General features: G+C 63.5%; 26 protein-coding genes. 18 read left to right on the top strand and 8 right to left on the bottom strand.

What is annotated here, in order from left to right:
• Nucleotides 1–4: 4 nt before the first annotated feature.
• The 5 genes from fliS to IGS58_RS04860 are packed head-to-tail and all read left to right on the top strand — an operon-like array spanning nucleotide 5 to nucleotide 3,077.
• Complete coding sequence (gene fliS / locus IGS58_RS04880; RefSeq protein ID WP_092608516.1) at nucleotides 5–451, top strand: flagellar export chaperone FliS; 447 nt, start codon at nucleotides 5–7, stop codon at nucleotides 449–451.
• Between the two features lie 3 nt (nucleotides 452–454).
• Nucleotides 455–781 carry a flagellar protein FliT gene (locus IGS58_RS04875; protein ID WP_070259351.1) on the top strand — a complete coding sequence of 109 codons (327 nt, stop codon included), beginning with the start codon at nucleotides 455–457 and terminating at the stop codon, nucleotides 779–781.
• A 17-nt stretch (nucleotides 782–798) separates the two neighbouring features.
• Entirely contained in the window at nucleotides 799–1,986 is a 1,188-nt protein-coding gene (gene fliK, locus IGS58_RS04870; protein ID WP_230520775.1) for a flagellar hook-length control protein FliK, read from the top strand.
• The gene (locus tag IGS58_RS04865; protein WP_034787205.1) at nucleotides 1,979–2,305 is read left to right on the top strand and encodes an EscU/YscU/HrcU family type III secretion system export apparatus switch protein; all 327 of its coding nucleotides are present in this window, start codon (nucleotides 1,979–1,981) and stop codon (nucleotides 2,303–2,305) included. Before fliK ends, IGS58_RS04865 begins: the two co-directional genes overlap by 8 nt.
• Before the next feature lie 25 nt (nucleotides 2,306–2,330).
• Nucleotides 2,331–3,077 carry a flagellar brake protein gene (locus IGS58_RS04860; RefSeq protein ID WP_081345845.1) on the top strand — a complete coding sequence of 249 codons (747 nt, stop codon included), beginning with the start codon at nucleotides 2,331–2,333 and terminating at the stop codon, nucleotides 3,075–3,077.
• A gap of 41 nt (nucleotides 3,078–3,118) precedes the next feature.
• On the opposite strand, the gene fliE is transcribed toward IGS58_RS04860, so the two are convergent.
• Nucleotides 3,119–3,421, bottom strand: a complete 303-nt coding sequence (gene fliE, locus IGS58_RS04855; protein ID WP_230522196.1) for a flagellar hook-basal body complex protein FliE — start codon at nucleotides 3,419–3,421, stop codon at nucleotides 3,119–3,121.
• Nucleotides 3,422–3,757: 336 nt separating this feature from the next.
• Between fliE and fliF the strand changes: the two genes are divergently transcribed.
• From fliF to fliR, 13 genes are all read left to right on the top strand, one after another.
• Entirely contained in the window at nucleotides 3,758–5,473 is a 1,716-nt protein-coding gene (gene fliF, locus IGS58_RS04850) for a flagellar basal-body MS-ring/collar protein FliF (protein WP_070281292.1), read from the top strand.
• Nucleotides 5,466–6,464, top strand: coding sequence for a flagellar motor switch protein FliG (gene fliG, locus IGS58_RS04845; protein WP_034787109.1), 999 nt, complete (start codon nucleotides 5,466–5,468; stop codon nucleotides 6,462–6,464). The genes fliF and fliG overlap by 8 nt, the downstream gene beginning before the upstream one ends.
• A 43-nt stretch (nucleotides 6,465–6,507) precedes the next feature.
• Entirely contained in the window at nucleotides 6,508–7,209 is a 702-nt protein-coding gene (locus IGS58_RS04840) for a flagellar assembly protein FliH (protein ID WP_230522195.1), read from the top strand.
• An 89-nt stretch (nucleotides 7,210–7,298) separates the two neighbouring features.
• The gene (gene fliI / locus IGS58_RS04835; RefSeq protein ID WP_225317475.1) at nucleotides 7,299–8,615 is read left to right on the top strand and encodes a flagellar protein export ATPase FliI; all 1,317 of its coding nucleotides are present in this window, start codon (nucleotides 7,299–7,301) and stop codon (nucleotides 8,613–8,615) included.
• A gap of 32 nt (nucleotides 8,616–8,647) precedes the next feature.
• Nucleotides 8,648–9,088: a flagellar export protein FliJ gene (gene fliJ / locus IGS58_RS04830; protein WP_070259362.1), complete on the top strand. Its 441-nt coding sequence runs from the start codon at nucleotides 8,648–8,650 to the stop codon at nucleotides 9,086–9,088.
• A gap of 19 nt (nucleotides 9,089–9,107) precedes the next feature.
• The gene (locus IGS58_RS04825; protein WP_230520774.1) at nucleotides 9,108–10,376 is read left to right on the top strand and encodes a flagellar hook-length control protein FliK; all 1,269 of its coding nucleotides are present in this window, start codon (nucleotides 9,108–9,110) and stop codon (nucleotides 10,374–10,376) included.
• 186 nt (nucleotides 10,377–10,562) lie between these two features.
• Nucleotides 10,563–11,075, top strand: coding sequence for a flagellar basal body-associated protein FliL (gene fliL / locus IGS58_RS04820; protein WP_230520773.1), 513 nt, complete (start codon nucleotides 10,563–10,565; stop codon nucleotides 11,073–11,075).
• Nucleotides 11,076–11,081: 6 nt separating this feature from the next.
• A complete protein-coding gene (fliM, locus tag IGS58_RS04815) occupies nucleotides 11,082–12,068 on the top strand; it encodes a flagellar motor switch protein FliM (protein ID WP_034754035.1) in 987 nt (328 codons plus the stop codon).
• A gap of 50 nt (nucleotides 12,069–12,118) precedes the next feature.
• Nucleotides 12,119–12,553, top strand: a complete 435-nt coding sequence (gene fliN / locus IGS58_RS04810) for a flagellar motor switch protein FliN (protein ID WP_034754038.1) — start codon at nucleotides 12,119–12,121, stop codon at nucleotides 12,551–12,553.
• A complete protein-coding gene (gene fliO / locus IGS58_RS04805) occupies nucleotides 12,550–13,125 on the top strand; it encodes a flagellar biosynthetic protein FliO (RefSeq protein ID WP_230520772.1) in 576 nt (191 codons plus the stop codon). The genes fliN and fliO overlap by 4 nt, the downstream gene beginning before the upstream one ends.
• A gap of 7 nt (nucleotides 13,126–13,132) precedes the next feature.
• Nucleotides 13,133–13,891, top strand: a complete 759-nt coding sequence (fliP, locus tag IGS58_RS04800) for a flagellar type III secretion system pore protein FliP (RefSeq protein ID WP_370385431.1) — start codon at nucleotides 13,133–13,135, stop codon at nucleotides 13,889–13,891.
• Nucleotides 13,892–13,901: 10 nt separating this feature from the next.
• The gene (gene fliQ / locus IGS58_RS04795; RefSeq protein WP_034754044.1) at nucleotides 13,902–14,171 is read left to right on the top strand and encodes a flagellar biosynthesis protein FliQ; all 270 of its coding nucleotides are present in this window, start codon (nucleotides 13,902–13,904) and stop codon (nucleotides 14,169–14,171) included.
• Between the two features lie 22 nt (nucleotides 14,172–14,193).
• Nucleotides 14,194–15,048 carry a flagellar biosynthetic protein FliR gene (fliR, locus tag IGS58_RS04790; RefSeq protein ID WP_230520771.1) on the top strand — a complete coding sequence of 285 codons (855 nt, stop codon included), beginning with the start codon at nucleotides 14,194–14,196 and terminating at the stop codon, nucleotides 15,046–15,048.
• A 1-nt stretch (nucleotide 15,049) separates the two neighbouring features.
• Here the strand turns inward: fliR and IGS58_RS04785 are convergent, their stop codons facing one another.
• The 7 genes from IGS58_RS04785 to IGS58_RS04755 all read right to left on the bottom strand — a co-directional run bounded on the left by IGS58_RS04785 (nucleotide 15,050) and on the right by IGS58_RS04755 (nucleotide 23,024).
• Nucleotides 15,050–16,309 carry an MFS transporter gene (locus IGS58_RS04785; protein ID WP_230520770.1) on the bottom strand — a complete coding sequence of 420 codons (1,260 nt, stop codon included), beginning with the start codon at nucleotides 16,307–16,309 and terminating at the stop codon, nucleotides 15,050–15,052.
• A 48-nt stretch (nucleotides 16,310–16,357) separates the two neighbouring features.
• Nucleotides 16,358–16,801 carry a MarR family winged helix-turn-helix transcriptional regulator gene (locus IGS58_RS04780; RefSeq protein WP_070253732.1) on the bottom strand — a complete coding sequence of 148 codons (444 nt, stop codon included), beginning with the start codon at nucleotides 16,799–16,801 and terminating at the stop codon, nucleotides 16,358–16,360.
• Nucleotides 16,802–16,968: 167 nt separating this feature from the next.
• The gene (flgL, locus tag IGS58_RS04775; protein WP_170846374.1) at nucleotides 16,969–18,210 is read right to left on the bottom strand and encodes a flagellar hook-associated protein FlgL; all 1,242 of its coding nucleotides are present in this window, start codon (nucleotides 18,208–18,210) and stop codon (nucleotides 16,969–16,971) included.
• A gap of 52 nt (nucleotides 18,211–18,262) precedes the next feature.
• On the bottom strand, nucleotides 18,263–20,230 hold the full coding sequence (gene flgK, locus IGS58_RS04770) for a flagellar hook-associated protein FlgK (RefSeq protein WP_070253730.1): 1,968 nt from the start codon (nucleotides 20,228–20,230) through the stop codon (nucleotides 18,263–18,265).
• Nucleotides 20,231–20,318: 88 nt separating this feature from the next.
• On the bottom strand, nucleotides 20,319–21,245 hold the full coding sequence (gene flgJ, locus IGS58_RS04765; RefSeq protein WP_070253729.1) for a flagellar assembly peptidoglycan hydrolase FlgJ: 927 nt from the start codon (nucleotides 21,243–21,245) through the stop codon (nucleotides 20,319–20,321).
• A gap of 10 nt (nucleotides 21,246–21,255) precedes the next feature.
• Nucleotides 21,256–22,371, bottom strand: a complete 1,116-nt coding sequence (locus IGS58_RS04760) for a flagellar basal body P-ring protein FlgI (RefSeq protein ID WP_230520769.1) — start codon at nucleotides 22,369–22,371, stop codon at nucleotides 21,256–21,258.
• A gap of 2 nt (nucleotides 22,372–22,373) precedes the next feature.
• The gene (locus IGS58_RS04755; protein ID WP_230520768.1) at nucleotides 22,374–23,024 is read right to left on the bottom strand and encodes a flagellar basal body L-ring protein FlgH; all 651 of its coding nucleotides are present in this window, start codon (nucleotides 23,022–23,024) and stop codon (nucleotides 22,374–22,376) included.
• Nucleotides 23,025–23,074: the final 50 nt, after the last annotated feature.

Genomic DNA, 23,074 nt, shown 5'->3' with positions numbered 1-23,074 from the left:
ACATATGTTTGGAACCCAACAACGCGGCGTCAATGCCTATGCCAAGGTCGGCCTGGAAACGGGCATCGTTTCGGCCTCGCCGCACAAGCTGATCGTGATGCTGTACGACGGCGCCCTGGTGGCCGTGCTCAGCGCGCAGATGCACATGAAATCGGGCAATGTGCCGGAAAAAGGCAAGTCCATCTCGAAAGCCATCCAGATCATCGACAATGGCTTGCGCGCCAGCCTGGACAAGGAAGCGGGCGGCCAGATCGCCGAAGGCCTCGACGCCCTGTATGAGTACATGAGCGCGCGCCTGCTAACGGCCAACCTGAACAACGATGTTACCCTGCTGGAAGAAGTACAGCGCCTGCTGACCGACCTGCGCGAAACCTGGAACGCCATCGGCGCCACCCCCGCCGCCATTCCCGGTGCCGATTTGAAACGTATGCCCAGCCTTGCGAGCGCCTGACCCATGATGACGAATCAAGAAGTCCTGACCACCTACGAAGCCATGCAGACCCTGACGGGCCAGATGGTAACCGCCGCCACCAACGCCGACTGGGACGAGCTCGAAGCGCTGGAACAGCGCATCAGCGCGCATGTAGCCACGCTGAAGGCGAATGAAGAAAAAGTCGTGCTGGAAAGTGCTGGCCGCCAGCGCAAGGTTGCCCTGATCAAGCAGATCCTGGAAGACGACCGCAAGATCCGCGACCTGACCATGCCATGGATGGCACAATTGTCCAAGCTGATCAACAGCACCGGCACTGAACGGCGCCTGGCCAACGCCTACGGCGCGTAAGCGCACACGGGGGCGCCATGTTGCCGAAGATGGATGCGATCGGCATGACGCCCTTGACCCCGGTCAAGGCCACGCGGGTGGCCGATGCCGTCGCCGACCCGCGCCAGGCCGAGTTCCAGCGCTCGCTGCAGGGACTCATCGGCAAATCCATGCAGGGACAAGTACTGGCCCGCATGGGCGACGGCAGCTTCCTCGTGCGCGTGGCCGGCACTCCGGCCCGCATGCAGCTGCCCGCCGGCGCCCAGCCGGGTACGGAAATCCCCCTGACCTTGATCGGCATCAATCCCCGCCCCTCTTTTCAGATCGGCAATAACCGAGACCAGCCCGCCAGCGCCCTGCTGACGTATGCGGATGCGGACGCAGAACCGGACGCGGCCGAAACGCGTGGTCCCCAGGCCGGCGCCGCCCAGGCGGGCACGCGCGCCAGCAGCACGGCCGCCACCCTGCTCAGCCGTGCCCCCCTGACGCCAGCCAATCTGCTGCCCGCCCTCGCAGGCGACACGCCTGCGCCCGAGCTGAGCACCACCGCGCGCGCCATCAGCAGCGTGCTCAGCCAGGCCGAAAGCGTGCCCGGCGCGCCCCTGTCGCTGGTCGGCAAGACGCCGCTGATGACCACGCCGGGCGCCGCTCCGGCCCAGGTAGCCCAGAACCTGCGCGACGCGGTCGGCAGCAGCGGCCTGTTCTATGAATCGCATGTGGCGGAATGGGCCGAAGGCAAGCGGCCGCTGGCGTCGCTGCTGCTGGAGCCGCAAATGCAGAAGGCGGCACAGGGCGACATGGCCAAAACGGGTACCGACCTGGCCTCGGCGCAACTGATCAATTTACAGCTGCATACGCACGAACAGGCGCGCGTGCAGTGGCAGGGCGAAGCCTGGCCCGGCCAGAAGATGCAGTGGGATATCAGCAAGGATGCGCCGGAAGGACAGCAGCACGATGGCCGCGATGGCGACGAGGAAGCGACGGCCTGGCGCAGCAATGTGCGCTTCCAGTTTCCCCTGCTGGGCGATCTGGCCGCGCACGTGGTCTTGCAGGGCGGCCGCGTGGCCATCCAGCTGCAAGCGGGCAACGAAGGCAGCGCCGACACCTTGCGCCAGCATGCGGCGCGGCTGGAAGCGTCGCTCGACGCGGCGGGATGGCCATTGTCGTCGCTGACGATCGCCGGCAAGCCGGACGCTGCCGAGCCAGCGGAAGCAGATGATGCTTGACGACACCAGGCGCAAGGTGCCGCAGACGGCCGTCGCACTGGCCTACCAGAGCGGCACGCCGGCGCCCAAGGTGGTGGCCAAGGGCAGCGGCCTGATCGCGGACCAGATCATCAGCACGGCGCGCGAACACGGCGTCTTCGTGCATGAATCGAAGGAATTGGTGGCGCTGTTGATGGATGTCGACCTGGACCGCCAGATTCCACCCGGCCTGTATCGGGCGATTGCGGAACTGCTGGCCTGGTTATATCATATTGAATCTGCGAATGGCGGGCCGATCCCGCCGCCGCCCGACACCAGCGTCAACCTCACCGATACATAGACAGGCATCAATGCAAGCACATATTATGGATTCCGGCCTCGAAAACTGGCATGATTTTGAAGTGGAATCGCGGCGGGAAATCATCGCCTTGCTGCGCAGCATCAGCGAAAAGAACCAGCTGATCCGCATGCTGATCCACGGTGAATCCGATGTGTGCGTCACCTCCATCCTGGAAGTCGATGCCGAACGCGATACCGTCATCCTCGACCGTTCCGTGAACGCCGACCAGAACCGGCGCATGGTGGCCGCCACTGGCATCTCGTTTGAAACCTCGCTCGACAAGATCCGCATCCTGTTTGCCAGCGCCCTGGTGGAAGAGTGCACTTACGGCGGCACGCCCGCCTTGAAAATTGCCATTCCAGAAACGCTGATCCGCTTGCAGCGGCGCGAGTATTACCGCATGACGACGCCCGTGAGCAATCCCGTGCGCGTGGCGATTCCCCTGCCGCCATCGCTGGGCGGCGCCGACACCCTGTTCCCGCTGGCCGACATCAGCTGCGGCGGCATCGCCATCCTCGACAATAAACTGATGCTGGGCGAAACCATCGGCAGGGACTATCCCGGTTGCCGCATCGATTTGCCCGACGTCGGCATCGTCACCGCGACTTTGCAAATTCGCAATTCGCTGGACATGACCCTGCTGAACAACAAGCTGAACCGCCGCCTGGGCTGCCAGTTCGTCGACCTGCCGCGCAGCATGCTGGCGCACGTGCAGCGCTATATCACGCGACTGGAGCGCGAACGGAATGCACGCATGGCGGGGTTGGGCTAAGCGTCAGTTGACCCAGAACGCAAGGGCTGGGTCATCAACAGTTAAACCTGCATATTCATGATCTCATGATATGCCGAGACTAACTTATTGCGCACCTGCACCGTCGCCTGGAATTCGATGCTCGACTTTTGCATCGACACCATCACGTCCGACAGGCTGACCTTTTCATCGCCCATGGTAAAGCGCTGGCCCAGCGCCGACGAGGCCTTTTGCGCGCCGCTCACGGAGTCCAGCGCGCTCTTGAAGGCATCGGCAAAATTCACCTTCGCTGCCGGCACCTCGGTCTGGATCGCCGGTATTTTCGCCTCCGGCCGCGTGGCCGCCGACTTCAGTTGCGCGATCATCGCCTCGATCCTGCTGCTATCGATACCGCCTGTTTTCACTTTGCCTCCCGATTCTGGTCTGCTGCATAACTGTTCCTTGCCTGTTGCACCCAGAGAACAAAACCCTGGTTTGCCAGGCAACGACGGGTACAATAACTTCCGTCACATGTTGCCAGGGTTCCACAATACCAGCGCCAACGCCAGCCGCTCGGCCGAGCAGGCGGCAAAAGCGCCTTCTATTTGGACGATTGAAGCGCGTGACAGTGGCGGATAATTCTGCATATCGCCCCTCCTCCCGAGGAAGCGGCCCCACGCAGCACCGAATACCCGTCAAACCACACGCCCTGGAAGGCAATCATGGCTGTAGCCGAAGAAATCGATGTAAACCGCATACCGCCTGAACCGGCGCCTGCCCGCTCGCCCGTGGAATCCGTGCAAGCCTTCGCCAAGACGCCGATGGGCAAGAATTTCCTGCGCGGCCTGGGCGTGGCGGCATTGATCGCCATCGGCGTGGCCCTGTACATGTGGAACCAGCCGCCCGAATACAAAGTCCTGTTCTCCAACTACACGGACCGCGACGGCGGCGCCATCACCGCGTCGCTGGACCAGCTGGGCATCAAGCACAAGTTTTCCGAAGGCGGCGGCGCCATTCTCGTGCCATCCGAACAAGTCCACGATGCGCGCCTGAAACTGGCCGCGCAAGGCTTGCCGAAAGGCGGCAACGTGGGCTTCGAGCTGATGGAGAACCAGAAGCTGGGCGTGTCGCAATTCCTGGAACAGGTCAATTTCCAGCGCGCGCTGGAAGGCGAACTGGCGAAATCGATCGAATCGGTATCCGCCGTCGACACGGCGCGCGTCCACCTGGCCCTGCCGAAACCGTCCGTCTTCGTGCGCGAACAGCAAAAACCGACGGCTTCCGTGCTGCTGAACCTGCACCCGGGCCGCGGCCTCGACCAGCTGCAGGTGAGCGCCATCGTGCACCTGGTGGCGTCCAGCGTGCCGGAATTGCTGCCAATCAATGTCACCGTGGTCGACCAGGCCGGCACCCTGCTGTCGAACCAGGAAAAGGACAAGGACCGCGCCAACGGCATCAAGAGCCTGGACCCGAACCAATTAAAGTACGTGCAGCAGTTGCAGCAAAGCGTGATCAAGCAAGTCGAATCGATCTTGCTGCCCATCGTCGGCGAAGGCAATGTGCGCGCCGAAGCGACGGCCGACGTGGATTTCTCGCAAAGCGAACAGGCCGCCGAAACCTACAAGCCGAATTCGCCACCGGAAGCGTCCACCATCCGCAGCCAGCAAACGAGCGAATCGACGGGCGCCGGCAATGCCAACCCGTCCGGCGTGCCGGGCGCGCTGTCGAACCAGCCGCCAGGCGTGGCAACGGCGCCACTGACGGCCGAGGCACCAGGCGCCCCGGGCGGCGCACCGACGGCGCCGACACAGAAGGAATCGACGACGAATTATGAAGTTGATAAGACCGTGCGCTACGAACAGAAATCCATGGGCGGCCTGCGCCGCCTGTCGGTCGCCGTCGTCGTCAATTACCGCCGCACCTTCGACAAGGATGGCAAGGTCACGGTCAAGCCGATTTCCCCTGCCGAAATGGTCCAGATCAATAATCTGGTGAAGGAAGCGATGGGCTACAACAAGGAACGCGGCGACAGTTTCAGCGTGGCCAACTCGCCCTTCGACGGCATCGACCGCGCGCCGGAAGGCAAGCTGGAGTGGTGGCGCGACCCGGCCAACTTGCCGCTGGCCAAGGAACTGGCGAAATTCCTCATCACCGCCCTGATTCTGCTGTACATCTTCATCAAGATCGTGCGTCCGATGCTGCGCCCCGTGATGCGCAAGATCGACGATTTCGGCGCGCCGCCGCCCGTCATCGAGCCGGAACTGGCCAAGGACGGCGAAGAAAACGAAGTCCTGCTCAGCGAAGCGGAGCTGGAAGAACTGGAAGAAGATACGGCCCGCGGTTATCGCGAAAACCTGGCGATGGCCAGGAAGCTGGCGCAGGAAGACCCGCGCGTGGTGGCCAACGTAATCAAAGCATGGATAGGCAATAATGACTGAGACAACGGGACTGCAAAAAGCATCGATCCTGATGCTGGCACTGGGCGAGAGCGAAGCGGCCGAGGTCATGAAATTCCTCGGCCCGCGCGAAGTGCTGAAACTGGGCGCCGCCATGGCCACCATGAAGGGCATCGCGCACGAGCAGGTGGTCGAGGTGCTCGACGACTTCCGCGCGCAAACGGAACTCAACTCCACCGTCGGCCTCGATTCGGACGAATACATCCGCCAAGTCCTCACCAAGGCGCTGGGCGATGACAAGGCGTCCGTGCTGCTGTCGCGCATCCTGGGCGGCAAGGATGCGTCCGGCATCGAATCGCTGAAATGGATGGATTCGCAATCCGTGTCCGAGCTGATCCGCAACGAACACCCGCAGATCATCGCCACCATCCTCGTCCACCTGGAACGCGACCAGGCTTGCGAAATCCTCGGCCACTTCACGGACCGCCTGCGCAACGACGTGGTCTTGCGCATCGCCACCCTGGACGGCGTACAGCCGGCCGCCTTGCGCGAACTCAACGACGTGCTGACGAAACTGCTGTCCGGTAACGAAAACATCAAGAAATCGTCGCTGGGCGGCGTGCGCGCGGCGGCCGAGATCCTGAACTTCATGAGCGGCGAGCAGGAAGGCTCCGTCATGGACAATATCAAGAATTACGACAACGACATGGCGCAAAAGATCATGGACGAAATGTTCGTGTTCGACAACGTGATCGATATCGACGACCGCGGCATCCAGCTGCTGCTGCGCGAAGTGCAGTCGGAAATGCTGATCATCGCCCTGAAAGGCGCCTCGCAAGAGCTGCGCGACAAGATCTTCAAGAACATGTCGCAGCGCGCCGGCGAGATGATGCGCGAAGACCTGGAGTCGAAAGGCCCCGTGCGCCTGTCGGAAGTGGAATCGCAGCAGAAACAGATCCTGCAGATCGTGCGCCGCCTGGCGGACGAGGGGCAGATAGTCTTAGGCGGAAAAGGCGAGGATTCGTTTGTCTAATTTGATTCCCAAAGAGCAGCAAACCGCCTACCAGCGCTGGGAAATGACCTCGTTTGGCGACGAGCGTCCCAGCGTGGTGGCGGCGCGCAAGCTGCTCGAACCGGACCCCGAGCCCGAGTTCGACCCATTTGCCGAGCTGCACGAGGAAGAACCGGCTCCGCCGCTCGAATATCCGACGCAGGAAGAACTCGATGCCATCCGCGAGGAGGCGCGCGCCACGGCCTTCGACGAAGGCCGCGCGGCAGGCTATGCGGAAGGCCATGCGGCCGGACATGCCGATGGGCACGCGCAATCGTATGTGGAAGGCAAGGCGGCTTCCGCCATCGAGCTGGCGCATCTGCAAACCATCGCCGTCGACTTCGGCACGGCCGTGCACCAGGCCGACGAACTGATCGCCAATGACGTGATGGAACTGGCCCTGCAGCTGGCCAAGGGCATGCTGAAGACGGCCTTGCCCGTGCGTCCCGAACTGATGCTGCCCGTGGTGCGCGAAGCCATCGAATACTTGCCTGTACTGCAACAACCTGCCTTGCTGATGCTCAACCCGGAAGATGCGCAAGTCGTGCGCGACGGCATCGGAGACGAGCTCGACAAAGGTGGCTGGCGCGTCATCGAAGACCCCAGCGTGGAACGCGGCGGTTGCAAGATCGACACGGCCAGCAACCAGATCGACGCGCAGACGTCCACCCGCTGGCACCGCCTGACGCATGCGCTGGGCAAAGACCTGGACTGGCTGGCGCCGTGAGCGAGCCCGTCAAAGGCTCCACAGCCCATGCGGCGCGCTGGCGCGCCTACCTGAGCGACTGTTCGGCCGTGGTCGGTTTTGTCGAACCGATGCAGATTTCAGGCCGGGTCACGCGCGTGGCCGGCCTGGTGATGGAAGCCGTGGGCCTGCGCCTGGCCGTCGGCGCCGCCTGCACCGTACCGCTGCCGAATGGCGGCCGGGTCGAGGCGGAAGTGGTGGGCTTTGAAGGCGAACGCCTGTTCTTGATGCCGCAAAGCGACGTCGAAGGCATCGTGCCCGGCACGCGCGTGTTTTCCGTCGAACCGGCCATTCCCCGCCCCGGCAGCGTGGCGCACCCGCGCCGCCGTCCCAGCGACCGCGCGCGCCACCTGCCCGTGGGCCCGCAACTGCTGGGCCGCGTGCTCGATGGCGCGGGCCGTCCGCTCGACCAGCTGGGCCCGCTGCACACGACCGACAGCGCCCCCATCAACGTGCGCCCCGCCAATCCCCTGGGCCGCGCGCCCATCGTCGACACGCTCGACGTGGGCGTGCGCTCGATCAATGCCATGCTGACCGTGGGCCGTGGCCAGCGCATGGGCCTGTTTGCCGGTTCCGGCGTGGGTAAAAGCGTGCTGCTGGGCATGATGGCCCGCTACACGGAAGCGGACGTGATCGTCGTCGGCCTGATCGGCGAACGGGGACGCGAAGTCAAGGAATTCATCGAGCAGATTCTCGGCGCCGAAGGCCTGGCCCGCTCCGTCGTCGTGGCCGCGCCGGCCGACACGCCGCCGCTGATGCGCCTGCAAGGGGCCGCATATGCGACGGCGATTGCCGAGTATTTCCGCGACCAGGGGCAAAACGTGCTGTTGATCATGGATTCACTGACCCGCTACGCCATGGCGCAGCGCGAAATCGCCCTGGCCATCGGCGAGCCGCCTGCCACCAAGGGCTATCCGCCGTCCGTCTTCGCCAAGCTGCCCGTGCTGGTGGAGCGGGCCGGCAATGGCGAGGAAGGCGGCGGCTCGATCACGGCCTTCTACACCGTGCTGACCGAGGGCGACGACCAGCAGGACCCGATCGCCGACTCGGCGCGCGCGATTCTCGATGGCCACATCGTGCTGAACCGCCGCCTGGCCGAAGCGGGACACTATCCGGCCATCGACATCGAGCAATCGATTTCGCGTGCGGCCCATTCGATCACCACGCACGAGCACCAGCAGCAGGCGCGCAAGCTGAAACAGCTGTATTCGCGCTATGAACGCAGCCGCGACCTGATCAGCGTGGGCGCCTACAGCGCCGGCACCGATCCCGTGCTGGACCAGGCCATCGCCCTGCATGAAAAGATTGAAGCGTTTTTACAACAGCAAATCACGGAGCGGGTCAGCATGGACGAGAGCTTGGGGCAACTTACCGCTCTATTCGAGTGATTAGGGCTTGCATAGCGGGAATATAATCAGTCATGGCTTCTCCTTCCCAACTTGCAACCCTGATCGACCTTGCCCAGCGCGAAACGGACGACTGTGCCAAGCGCCTGGGCGCGGCCCTGAAAGCGCTCGACGATTGCCGCGAAAAGCTCGACATGCTGTCCGGCTACCGCGACGACTATGCCAAGCGCTTCGAGGCCAGCATGAGCAGCGGGATCACGCCCATGGCTTACCGCAACTTCCAGGCCTTCATGGTCAAGCTCGACAGCGCCATCCTGGGCCAGCAGCAAGTGGTCGAGCATGCGCAGGCGCGCAGCGACAATGAAAAGATGCGCTGGCAGCTGGCCGAACGCAAGCGCATGTCGTACACCACCCTGAACAACCGGGCGCAGGAACAGGCGCTGAAGCTGGAAAACAAGCGCGACCAGAAAGCAATGGATGAGCACGCGGCGCGACAAGCCTATTACAAACGCTAAGCAACACTGAGGCAGCATCATGCAAACCCAGCCAACCCCGATTTCCCAGATAGTCTCGCCGAATGCCACGCCGGGCGCCGCCAACCGCAGCCAGCCAGCCACCAGCGGCACGGCGGGCGACTTCCAGCGCACCCTGAACCGCCAGATCGAGCAACGCCAGGCCAGCCGCAATATGGCGCCAGCGCAAGTACAAGCACCTGCGCCGACGGCCCGCCCTGCTGCCACGCCAGCACCCGCCCAGGCGCCAGCGACCGAAGCGAAGCCGGCGCAGGCAGACACCGAACAGGCGGCCAGCAGCGAACAGCCGCCAGCGCCATCGAGCGAGGCGGCGACACCCGACAGCGCCACGGCCAAAGCCAGCGTGCCTGCCGCCCCCGCCGTAACAGTCACGCCGCCAGCCGATCCGGCCGCCGAGATGCTTGCCCTGGTGGGCAGCATCCAGCTGGCCATCCAACCGCCAGCGGCCAAGGCCGCGCCGGAACTGCCGGCGCGCGCCAGCGTCAAGGCCGAGGGCAAGAACCTGGCAACAGGGCCCTTGCTGGCAGCCGGCCAGGGCAGCGGCAAGGCCGCCGCCACCGTCATCGCGCAAGCCGACAGCGGCGACTTTGCCGACAGCCTGCTCCAGGCCCAAGGAAAGACAGCCGCCACGCCAGGCGCCAGCGTGCCGGCCGGCAAGGCCGAACCTGGCAAGCTGGCCATCGATGCGCAACTGGCAGCCACCGCCAAGGCTGGCGCCGCCATGGCCGAGCCGATCATCAAGGAAACACCTGCCGACCTGAGCCGCCTGGCGGCCCAGTTGCAGCCGGGCGCGCTGCAGCAGGCCGCGGCCGCCGTGGCCGTGCCGAGCGACAAGCTGGCGGGCCGGGTCGGCACGCCGGCCTGGGACCAGCAACTGGGACAGAAAGTCGTGTGGATGGCGGCCGGCGGCGACCAGAGCGCCACGCTGACCCTGAATCCGCCCGACCTGGGCCCCGTGCAAGTGGTACTGACGGTCACCAATGACCAGGCCGATGCCGCCTTCATGTCGGCCCAGCCGGAAGTGCGCCAGGCGCTCGAAGCGGCCATGCCGCGCTTGCGCGAAATGATGAGCGAAGCGGGCATCGCCTTTGGCAACGCCACGGTCTCGGCCGGCACGCCGGAACAGCAGGACCAGGGTAACCGGGAAGCATCTGGCGGACGCCGTGGCAATGGCCAGGGTGGCGGCGTCTCCGGTGGCGAGATCGCCATCGCGCCGGCGGCGGGCGGACGCAGCCGGCCCAGCCTGAGTGCCGTGGATACCTTTGCCTGAGGACAATTCGTCGTCCGCCAGCCACCGGCGCGCCCCAAGGCGTAACTTTTCGTCTAAAAACAGCGAGTTGAGGGCGCTTCCGCCCTCTTTTCACTGCATCCTTCTGCGCAGAATTTGCCGATAATGACATAATGGCGTCGTGATCCACTTCCATGCACTCGAGTACCATTGAAAGCAAATCCAAAAATGAAAGCAGATCCGAAAGCAGATGCAGGCCTGGCCCCGGCCGGCGCCTCGAAAAAGAAGCTTCTGATCATCGTGCTGGCCTCGGTGCTGGTGGCTGGCGGCGTCGGTGGCGGTGCCGCCTGGTATTTCCTGCATGGCAAGGCCGATAAGGAAGAAGCGGCGCCCAGCAAGAAGAAACATGCCGCTTCCAAGGCAGGTCCGCCCGTCTTCGTGCCCATCGATGCCTTCACCGTCAATTTGCAGCCGGAAAATGGCGAGCAATACCTGCAAATCGCGTTTACCTTGCAGGCCAGCAGCCCGGAAGAAATGGACTTGATCAAGATCAACATGCCGAAAGTGCGCAGCCGCTTGCTGCTGCTGCTGTCCGGCAAGAAGGCGTCCGAACTCAATACCGTGGAAGGCAAGCAGCAACTGGCGGCCGAAATCATCAATCAGGTGAACCAGCCGTTCGAGGACAAAGGGCCGGAGCAGGACGTGACGGACGTATTATTTACCGCATTCATCATTCAATAAGCAGCCATGGCCGATAATTTCCTCTCCCAGGAAGAAGTCGATGCCCTTCTGAAGGGCGTCAACGGAGACCAGGACGACGCGCAGGCGCCGGAAGATGTCACGGGAGTTCGTACCTACAACCTGGCAACCCAGGAGCGCATCGTGCGCGGCCGGATGCCAACGTTGGAAATTATCAACGAGCGTTTCGCCCGGCTGCTGCGCGTGGGCCTGTTCAACTTCCTGCGCCGCAGCGCCGAAGTGTCGGTCGGTTCCGTGCGCGTATCGAAATACAGCGAGTTCATCCGTAACCTGGTGGTGCCGACCAACCTGAATTTGGTGCATATGAAGCCGTTGCGCGGCACGGCCCTGATGGTCTTCGATCCGGGCCTCGTGTTCTTGCTGGTCGACAATCTGTTCGGCGGCGACGGACGTTTCCATACGCGCGTCGAAGGGCGCGACTTTACGCAGACGGAGCAGCGCATCATCCTGCGCATCCTCGACATCGTCTTCGAAGCCTACACCAAGTCGTGGGAGCCGGTCTTCCCCGTCGAGTTCGAATATATCCGTTCAGAAATGAACACGCAGTTCGCCAACATCGCCACGCCGAACGAAGTGGTGGTGGCGTCCACGTTTACGGTGGAATTGGGCTCCGTTTCCGGACAAATCCACTTTTGCATGCCGTATTCGATGATCGAGCCGATCCGCGATTCGCTGACCTCGAGCCTGCAGGGCGAGGCGCTGGAAGTGGACAAGCGCTGGATCCGCCTGATGACGCAGCAGATCCAGATCGCCGAAGTCGAGCTGGTGGCGTCGCTGGGCACGGCGCGCGTGTCGTTCGATGAAATCCTGAACATGAAGGTGGGCGACATCATCCCCCTGAATATTCCCGAACTGATCGCCGCCACCGTCGACGGCGTGCCCGTGATGGATTGCACCTACGGCGTGTTGAACGGACAATATGCATTGAAGGTGGAGAAACTCCTCGCCAATGCCGATAACATGAATAACCACTAAATAAAATACCCGGGCCGCTGCGGTCCGTATCTGTACAACAGGAGAAACACATGTCTGACAACCAAGACGACCAAAGCGCGGAAGACGATTGGGGCGCGGCCATTGCCGAGCAGGCCAAGGCGGAAGCCGAAGCGCTGCAGAACCAGGCCGCCAATACGGCCAGCGCGGCCAGCGCCGCCGTGTTCAAGGACTTTTCCAAGCAGGCATCAAAGTCGGAAACGCACAACGATATCGATTTCATCCTCGATATCCCCGTGCAACTGACGGTCGAACTGGGCCGCACCAAGATCGCCATCAAGAACCTGCTGCAGCTGGCACAGGGTTCCGTGGTCGAGCTCGACGGCCTGGCCGGCGAACCGATGGACGTGCTGGTGAACGGCTGCCTGATCGCCCAGGGCGAAGTGGTGGTGGTGAATGACAAGTTCGGCATCCGCCTGACCGACATCATCACGCCTTCCGAACGCATCCGAAAATTGAATAAATGAAGCCTGGCCTGTTGATTTCCACCGTGCTGCCGCTCCTGGCGGCATGCAGCATTGCCCAAGCTGAACCGGCAGCGGCCTCAGCGCCGGCGGCCAGCACCGCCAGCGCTTCCGTGGCGGTGGCAAGCGAGACGCCGCCAGCCGCCGCAGCGGTGCCGGCCTCCGCGCCTGCCGCCGTCCTGCCCGCCATGCCGCCCGGCGCGCCGATGACGATGGCTCCGACCAGCTCGGCCGGCAGCCTGCTGCAAACCATCCTGGCGCTGATGTTCGTGCTGGCCCTCCTGATCGGCCTGGCCTGGTTCATGAAGCGCTATGGCCCCAAGGTTATGGGCGGCAACAACAAGATGCGCGTCGTCAGTTCGCTCAACCTGGGCGGACGCGAACGCATCGTCCTCGTCGAAGTGGCCGACCAGTGGATCGTCGTCGGCGCCTCGCCCGGCAGGATCAACGCGCTGGCCACCATGCCGCGCCAGGAAGGCGATCTGCCGCAACTGGCCACGGCGCAAAACGGCCCCGCGGCCGCCAATTTTTCCGAGTGGCTGAAACAGACCATCGAAAAACGCAATGGGAAATAAGCAGCAGATGGCGTGGTCCACCTTGAAGACTCCCCTGACCTGGCTGCTGGCGGCGGCCGCCCTGGCCTTGCCGCTATGGGCCATGGCCCAGCCGGGCATCCCTGCCTTCAACAGCACCCCGGCGCCGGGCGGCGGCCAGAATTACTCGCTGCCGGTGCAGACGCTCATCCTGATGACGTCGCTCACCTTCCTGCCCGCGGCCTTGCTGATGATGACCTGCTTTACGCGCATCATCATCGTGCTGTCCCTGCTGCGCCAGGCCATCGGCACGCAATCGGCGCCGCCGAACCAGGTGCTGGTGGGCCTGGCCCTGTTTTTGACCCTGTTCGTCATGGGCCCCGTGTTCGACAAGATTTATACGGATGCGTACCAGCCCTATCAGGAAAACAAGATCACCATGCAGCAGGCGATGGACAAGGGCGTCGATCCCCTGAAAACCTTCATGCTCAAGCAGACGCGCCAGGCCGACCTGGCCCTGTTCGCCAAGATGTCCCGCTCGCCGGCCCTGCAAGGTCCGGAAGACGTGCCGCTGCGCATCCTCGTGCCGGCCTTCGTCACCAGCGAACTGAAGACGGCGTTCCAGATCGGCTTTGCCATCTTCATCCCGTTCCTTATCATCGACATGGTGGTCGCCAGCGTGCTGATGTCGATGGGTATGATGATGATGTCGCCAGCCACGATCTCGTTGCCGTTCAAGCTGATGCTGTTCGTGCTGGTCGATGGCTGGCAGTTGCTGCTGGGCTCGCTGTCACAGAGTTTTTACTAGGGGAAATACGATGACACCCGAAAGCGTCATGACCCTGGGCCGCCATGCGATGGAAATCACCCTGATGGTGGCGGCGCCCATGCTGCTGGTGGCCCTCATCATCGGCTTGATCGTGAGTATCTTCCAGGCGGCCACGCAGATCAACGAGGCGACCCTGTCCTTCATCCCCAAGCTGGTCGGCATTTTCGTCGCCATCGTCGTGGCGGGCCCCTGGATGCTGTCCGTCATGCTCGACTACATGCGCCAGGTCTTCACGGGCATCCCGAACCTGGTGGGTTAGTGCAGCCATCGCTGATCCTCCTATGCTGACCCTGTCCAGCATCGAACTCAATACCTGGATCGCAGCACTGCTGTGGCCGCTTAGCCGCATCCTTGGCCTGATCGCGGCCGCTCCCCTGTTCGGCAACGCGGCCGTGCCCGCCACCGTCAAGGTGACTCTGGGCGGGCTGCTGGCCATGATCATCGCCCCCACCGTGCCGGCCTTGCCGGCCGTCAACCCGATGTCCTTGCCCGGCTTGCTGATCCTCACGCAGGAGATGCTGGTGGGCCTGGCCATGGGCTTTTCCATCCGCATCGTGTTTTCCGCCATCGAAATGGCCGGCGAGATCAGCAGTCTCACCATGGGCCTGGGCTTCGCTTCGTTCTTCGATCCGCAAACCAAGGGCAGGTCTTCGGCCATCAGCCAGTTCCTCGTCATGCTGGCCACGTTGATGTTTTTGACCGTCAACGGCCACCTGGTCTTGCTGGCGGCGCTGGCGGAAAGCTTCGTCAGCCTGCCGATTTCATCGAGTCCCATCAGCGGCGGCGGTTTCCAGCAATTGGCGGCCTGGGGCGGGGAAATCTTCCGTTCCGGCCTGCAAATTTCACTGCCCATCATCGCTGCCTTGCTGCTGACCAACGTGGCGCTGGGCATCTTGACACGGGCCGCGCCGCAGCTGAACATTTTCGGTATCGGCTTCCCCGTCACCCTGGGCGTGGGCTTGCTCGTGATCGGCATGGTCCTGCCCTACCTGGCCACGCCCTTCCAGAACATGTTCCTGCGCGGCATAGAAACAGCGCGCCTGCTGCCGCGCGGCTTTGCCACGCGCGACCGGCCACCGCCGCCCGCGCCGCCGAATCCATTACGCCCTCCGGCGCCGGCCGCGCCGGCGCGCTAACTCACCGCTGGTCGCTGCTGAGCGCGAAGCGCCAGCGCCGCAGGTCGACATTCAAACGCAACTGGTGATGCCTGACCAGGTAGCGCACGCCGACGAGGGCCGCCGCCAGGCCCGACAGGGCGGCTATGCCCAGCGCCCAGCGCGGGCCGAAGGTGTCGGCCACCCAGCCCACGATAGGTGCGCCCAGCGGCGTGCCGCCCGCCGAGATGGCCAGCAGTATCGCCATCACGCGGCCCCGCATGGCGGGCGCCGTCGACAGTTGCACGCTGCTGTTGACGCTGGTGGTAAAGGTTTGCGCGGCGATGCCGATAACCACCAGCATCATGCCGAACAGCCAGTAATTGGGCATCACGGCAGCCAGCGCGCAGGCCAGGCCGAACAGCGCAGCCGCCCCCAGCAGCAGGGCCAGCGTGGGCTGGCCGCGCCCCGCCGCCAGCAAGGCGCCGGCCACGGAACCGCACGCCATGATCGAACTGAGCACGCCATACTGGCCGGCGCCCGCATGGAAGGCCGTCACCGACATCGTCGACAGGAAAATCGGGAAGTTCAGTCCGAAGGTGCCGATCAGGAACAGCATCAGCAGGATAGCCATCAGGTCGGGCCGCTGGCGCACATAGCGGAAACCCTCGCCCAGGCTGGCGCGCGTGGCCTTCAGGCGCGGCGCGCGGCGCAGCAATTCCACGCGCAGCAGCAACAGCGAACCGATCACGGCGGCAAACGAGACGGCGTTGATGATGAAGACCCAGCCGCTGCCAACACTGCTGATGAGCAAGCCAGCGACCGCCGGGCCCAGCATGCGCGCCGCATTGAACGAGGTGGAATTGAGCGCCACGGCATTCGTCAAATCTTCTTCGCCGACGATTTCGGCAACAAAAGTCTGGCGCACGGGCGAATCGAAGGCCGTCACGCAGCCCAGCAGGAAAGCAAACACATACACGTGCCACAGTGCTACCTGTCCACTGATGCACAATATCCCGAGTCCCAGCGCCAGCAGTCCCATGGCCGCCTGCGTGCACAGCAGCAATTTCCTGCGGTCAAGCAAATCGGCCGCCATGCCAGTGAGCGGCAGCAACAGCAGTTGCGGGCCGAATTGCAAGGCCATGACGATGCCGACGGCGCTGGCATTGTGCTGCGTCAATTCGCTCAGCACCAGCCAATCCTGCGCCGTGCGCTGCATCCAGGTGCCGATATTCGACACGAGGGCACCGCCGGCCCAGATACGGTAATTGGGAATGCGTAGCGAACGGAATGTGTTGTTCATCTGGGCGTGCGGGCTCCTTGCCGGGGTCGTGGTGAAAAATTCAGCGGATCACTCCGCCAAGCGTTTGAGTAATGCCACCGCCTTGTCCAGTTCGGTGACTTCGTCCGGCGTGAGCCGGGTTTCGATGGTGCGCGCCAGCCAGTCTTCGCGCGCGGCGCGGCTGGCCGCGATCCAGGCGCGGCAGCTGTCCGTCAGCGTCAAGATGGTTTGCCGGCCGTCAGCCGGATCGGGCGAGCCCGTCACCATCTGCGCTTCCGTCAACGCTTGCACGGTGGCGGCCATCGACTGGGGCCGCATGCCTTCGGCGCGCGCCAGGCTGCTGGCCGTGGCCGGACCGTCGCGTTCGAGGCGGCTGAGCACGGATGCCTGCGACATGCTGACATCGCCCAGGTGCGCCTCTTCGCGCAGGCGGCGGCGCAATTTGCCGACCAGGATGCGCAATTCGCCGGCCAGCTGCAGAACTTGTTCGTGGTCTTCTTGTGGGGTGCGCATGCTAGCCGTGTGGTGGATCAACAGCCTCTACTATAACAGATAGACAGGTAGACTGCACAGTTTGACTGCACATCTTGTCAAGACGGCCATCTTGCAGACGCAAAAAAGCCGGGGCGGGAGATGTCCTCCCTGCCCCGGCTTGCCGCTCATTCTGCGATGCCGGCCGCTTAGCTGATGTAGTTGAACAGCGACAAGCCCGAGATGGAAGTGAATGACTTCTGCGCCGCCTGCAGGGTGATCTGCTGCTGGCTGAACAGGGAAATCGCCTTCACCATGTCCAGATCCTGCAAGCCCGACAGGGTGCTTGCATATTGCAGGTCGAGGTCGTCGCCGGCGCTGTCGAGGGTATCGAGTTCCTTCAGGCGCGAACCGACTTCCGCGCGCACCGACAGCACGTTGTCGTAGGCCGTGTCGAGCAGATCGTGCGCCGCGTTCAGGCTGGCCGTCAGGCGTGCCTGCCCCGCGTCGCCCGTGGCCGGCTGGCCCAGTGCGCCGATCAGGTTGGTAATCGTGGTAAAGATCGATTCCTTGCTGCTGGGCTCCAGGGTGAACTTGTCCAGGTCGGCCGGCTTGCCCGCGATATTGACTTGCTGGCCGTCAAAGTTGATGGCGTCGCCCGACTTGTAGGCCACCGGCACGGCGGGATTCGGGATGGTCTGGCCCAGGGTCACGTCCGTCACGGTATAGGTCGTCTTGGCATCCGTGCCCGTGCCCGTCACCTGGAAGTCGATCGTGTACTTGTGTCCCGTCAATTTTGTGGGATCGGTGACGGTGCCGCCGGAAATGATGCCTGCGCCGCCGCGCGTGAAGTTGCCCGGATCGGCCGCCGTGGTGAACTTGCCGTTGCCCGTCAAATTGTTCTCGAATACGGTCGCGCCCGAGTCGCTGGTGGCCAGGTAGCGCGCCGAGCCCACTTGCAGCTCGCGCTGGCCCTGGTCGCCCACATAGGTGGCGCCGCCCGGCGTCTGGCTGAACGGCTGGGTGGTCGATTTGTAGCCGGAAAACAGGTAGCCACCCGCGTTGTCGGACGTGTTGGCGATGCCCATCAGGTCGGTCAAGCGGCCTTTCAGCTCCGTGGCCAGGCTCTGGCGGTCGATATCCTTCAATGCCGGATTACCAGCCTTCAGCACCAGTTGCTGCACATCGGCGATCAGCGAGGTGGTGCTGGCCAGCGCCAGCTCTTCCTGCGACAGGAAATTCTTGGCGTTCGAGCGGTTCGTCACGAATTGCGTGTTGATCGTCTGCGACTGCGTCACTTCCAGCGCGCGCGCCGAGGCGATCGGATCGTCGGCCGGCGTCAGGTTGCGGCGATTCGCCGACAGCTGCATCTGGGTGCGGTTCAACGCGCCCTGCAGATTGTTCAGCTGCGTGCTGCCCGCGTCATAGATCATTTTGGTACTGATGCGCATGATGCTGCCCTTCCTGATGGCGGCGGGGCGCTATGCGCCGCCGCTTGAATAATTAACGTCCGAGGCCGATGACCACGTCGAACAGGGTACTGGCGATCTGCATGACCTTGCCGCAAGCCTGGTAGGCTTGCTGGTAGCGCAGCAGGTTGGCCGCCTCTTCATCGAGATTGACGCCGGAAACGGCCTGCTGCTGCGTGCTGGTTTGTTGCAACAACGCAAGACTCGCCAGGCCGCTGACCTGTACTTCGCGCGTCTTGTTGCCGACATAGCTGACGGTTTCCGCGTACGAACCCTGGAACGTGGCCTTGCCGCCATCGAGAATGTTCTTCGTCTGCAAGCCCGCCAGCAAGGAGGCATTGCGGTTGTCGCCCACGCCGCCCGAGTTCGGCGCGATGGTGAATTTATCGCCCTGCGCAGGCGCGCCCGTCATGTTGACGTTGATGCCGCCAAAGCTGAAGCTGTCGCCTTCCGTGTACGGGATATTCGCCGTGCCGGCCGGGTACGTGGTGGTGGCACCGTTCAAGCCTTTCACCGTCACGGCCTGGCCCGCCGGGAAACCCGACAGCGAAGTGGTCGCCTTGTCGTACGTCAGGGTGACGGTGCCCGTCAACGCGTTGCCCGGCGTTAGATACGCCTTGTCCACGCTACCTGCGCCGAGCTTGCCGCTGCCCGTGTTGCTGACGGGCGCGCCCGTGGCGATCGGCGCGCCGGCGGCCAGCTTGTTGCGGTCGGTAATCGCCACGGCCAGGTCGGAAGCGCCGTGCGCGGTCGGCCTGACCATGAAGTTGTCGCCTTCGGCAGCCGCGCCCGTGATCGAGAAATCCACGCCGTCGATGGTTTGCGGCACGGTTTGCGGATAGGGGTTGATGGTCGTTTTCGCGCCGTCGCTCTGGCGCGTCACCACATAATTGGCGCCGTCATACTTGACGGCATAATCGCTGGCCGTCAGCTTGGTCGGATCGCTGACCTTGGCCGACAGCACGGTCGTGCTGGTTGCGTTATTGCGGTAGTCGGCGCCGATGACGGGATCGGGCAACTTGAAGAAATCGCCCCCCATGTCGCCATTCAAGTCCTGGCCCAGCTTGTGCTGCTCATTGAAGGTGGAGGCCAGCGCGATGGCGACCTTGCCCAGCGAATTCTGGATGCGGTCCAGGCTGCCGCTGCGGAATTCCAGCAAGCCGCCCAGCGCACCGCCACTGAGGGAACTTTCCGACAGCTTGGTGACGGAAGTGCCCGTCACATAGCCCACGTCCAGGCGGTTCGGGTCCGTCGGCGACGGCGTGGTGGCCAGTTCAAAGTTCTTGTCGCCCACCACCAGCGGCTGGCCCGAGCCGATCGAGACAGTAATCGAGTTGCCGGCGCCAGGCTGAACAGTTGCCTTGACGTATTTGTTCAGCTCCGTGATCAGCTGGTCGCGCTGGTCCAGCAAATCGTTGGGCTGATTGCTTTCATTCACGGTGAGGTTGGTAATCGCGGTATTGAGTTCCGCGATCTGCTTGGCGTAGGAGTTGATCACCTTGACGTTCGAGGTGATCTGCGAATTGACGCCGTCGCCGATTTCCGTCAGGCGCGCGCTGAGGCCCTGGAAGCGCGCGGTCAGCGAATTTGCGCTCGACAACAATGCCTGGCGCGACGAGACGGAAGATGGATTCGAGCTGAAATCCTGCACGCCCTTGAAGAAATCGGCCATCGCCGGCGACAGCCCGGCCGTGGGGTCGGCCAGCATATTGTCGATCTGGCTGATCTGCGTGTAATACGCATCGAGCGAACTGGTGGCCGACTGCGCGCCATTCACCTGGGCCGCCATGAAACCGTCGTACTGGCGCTTGACTTGCGATACCTCGGTACCATTGCCAACAAAGCCATAACCGGCATTATTGAACTGCGCCGTCTGCTGCAGCACCACCTGGCGGTTGTAGCCGTCCACGTTGGCATTGGTGATGTTATGCCCGGTCGTCGACAGGCCCACCTGCGCTGCAAGCAAACCGCTCTTACCGATGCTGAGTAGATTCGAAGTCATGGTGTCTTATTGGTTACCGTCAAATGTATTTACGGCAGCCGCGGCGAAAACTTGAAGCGCGCGGCCTGCACAAGGGTATGGACGCGGCTTAGCCGACCAGCGAATTCTTGATGATTTTTGTCAGTTTGGCAGCGTAATTCGGATCCGTCGCGTAGCCGGCCTTTTGCAAGCCGTGGGCGAACGTGCTGGCGTCGCCCGCGCTGGCCAGCACTTTTTCGTAGCGCTTGTTGTTGGTAATCAACTGCGCATAATCCTTGAAACTGTCCGCGTAGCTGTCATAGGCGCGGAATTTTTCCACCTTGCGCTGCGCCTTGCCATTCACGTATTCCGTGGTGACGGCTTCCGTGACCTTGCCCTTCCAGTCGCTTGATGCCTTGATGCCGAACAGGTTGTGGCTGCTGCTGCCGTCGCGGGCGATGATTTCGCGCTTGCCCCAGCCCGTTTCCAGCGCCGCCTGGCCCAGCATGAACTTGGCCGGGATGCCGGTGGCGCGGCTGGCTTCTTCCGCATGCACGCCCAGTTTTTCCTGGAAGGCGCGCACGTGCGGCGCCTGCGTGGCGTTGGCCTTGTCGCTCAGGGTCTTGCCGCTGGCGGCCGCGCTGCCGGCGCCTTCCGTCAGGGCGCCCTGCTGCTGGCGGAAGGCGGCCAGCGCCTGCGCCATGCTCGATGAACGGGGCGACGGCGCTTCGGCGCCATCGGCGGCCAGCGCCTGGTTCGACGACGACAGTTGGCGGATCAGCACGTCGGCCAGGCCCGTGCCCCGCTTGGCCAGGTTCTGGCTCGTCTGCTGGTCCAGCATCGAGGTGTACATCTTGCTTTGCTGGCTATCCATGATGCCGTCCTGCGGCGTGGCTTCGCGCATGCTTTTCATCATCATGTTGATGAACATGGCTTCGAATTGCGTGGCCGCCTCTTTCAGGGCGGCGGGATCCTTCGCCTTGGCGGACTGGCGCAAGCCATCCATGCCCTTGACGTCATAGGCGGCGGTATTGCTGAGGTCGGTTTGACTGATCATGGCGTGCCCATCAAATGATTTCGAGTTCGGCGCGCAGCGAACCGGCCGCTTTCATCGCCTGCAGGATGGCCAGCAAGTCTTGCGGCGAGGCGCCGATGGCGTTGAGGGCCTTGACCACGTCGGACAGCGAGGCGCCGCCCTTGACCAGCATGACTTTGCCCGGTTCCTTCTTGATATCGATCTGCGCCGTCTGCGTGACCACCGTGCGCCCGCCCGACAAGGGCGCCGGCTGGCTCACTTGCGGCTCGACATTGATGGTGACGGACAGGTTGCCGTGCGAAATGGCGCATGTTTCCAGGGTCACGGACTGGTTCATCACGACGGAACCGGTGCGCGCATTCATGATGACCTTGGCCGCCAGGCGGGCCGGATTGACTTCGATGCTTTCCAGCTGGCCCAGGAAGGATACGCGCTGGTCGCTGCCGCTGGGCGACTGCACCTGGATCACGCGGCCGTCGAGCGCGGCGGCCGTACCGGCGCCGTAGCGGCTGTTGATGGCGTCGACCACGCGGCTGGCGGTGGCGAAATCGGTGGCATTCAATTCCAGGCGGATGGTGTTGTTGGCGCCCAAGGCCGAAGGCACGCTGCGCTCGACGGTAGCGCCGCCCGAGATGCGGCCCACGCTCAGGTGATTGATGACGACGGAGCTACCGGCCGCCTGCGCGCCCACGCCGCCCACCAGCACGTTGCCCTGCGCCATGCCGTACACCTGGCCATCGGCGCCCTTCAATGGCGTCATCAGCAAGGTGCCGCCGCGCAAGCTTTTCGCATTGCCCATCGACGATACCGTCACGTCGAGCAACTGGCCCGGCTGGGCAAACGCGGGCAAGGCCGTCGTCACCATCACGGCGGCCACGTTTTTCAGCTGCAAACTGGTGCCTTGTGGCAAGTTGATGCCCTGCTGCTGCAGCATCGCCGCCACGCTCTGGATGGTAAATGGGGTTTGCGTGGTCTGGTCGCCGCTGCCGTCGAGACCGACGACGAGGCCATAGCCCATCAGCTGATTCTGGCGCACGCCGGCGATGCTGGCCAGGTCCTTGATGCGCTCGGCATGCGCCACGGGCGCCAGCAGCGAGGCAGCCAGGCCGCAGATGGCGAGAAAACGGGGAAAGGTCAACGTTGCCATGATCAGAAAGGCAGCAGGCTGAGGAAGAAGCGCGACGCCATCGAGGCCATTTCGGCGCGGTCGATCTGGCTGTTGGTGCGGTATTCGACGCGCGCTTCGGCCACCTGGGTCGATGGCACGACATTGCCCGTGCCTATGGTGTCGGGATTGACCATGCCCGAGAAGCGGATGAATTCCGTGCCCTTGTTCATGGCGATCTGTTTTTCGCCGGCGACGATCAGGTTGCCATTCGGCAGCACTTCAATGACCGTCACGCCGATCACGCCGGAAAACGTGTTGCTGGCGGACTGGTTGTCGCCATCGGCAAATTTCGTCGCGCCATTTGCCGCCACGGCGCCGCCCAGGCGGCCCTGCAGCATGCCCGGCGTGCTGAAGCCCACGCTGCCCGACTTGTTGCCGGAACTGGCGCCCGCCTTGACGGCATTCGTGCGCTCGGTGATGGCGATCGTCATGGTGTCGCCCACGTGGCGCGCGCGGCGGTCTTCGAAGGCGGGACGGTAGGTCGACGGCTGGTAGATGGAGCCGTTGTTGACGACCACCGGTTCCGGCATCGGCGCGCGCGTGCTGGTCGGATATTGCACGATGGACGTAGGCGTGATGGCGCAGCCGGACAGCAGGACTGCAGAGAACAAAGCGATGATGGGGTATTGCATGGCGAACCTCCGCTGCCATCCGGCGGCGGATGGCATGACGACTATGAAAA

The organism is Janthinobacterium sp. EB271-G4-7A (genome assembly GCF_020858075.1).
In the GTDB taxonomy this organism is placed as follows: Bacteria; Pseudomonadota; Gammaproteobacteria; order Burkholderiales; family Burkholderiaceae_D; genus Janthinobacterium; species Janthinobacterium lividum.
This window is presented reverse-complemented; position numbering and strand designations above follow the sequence as displayed.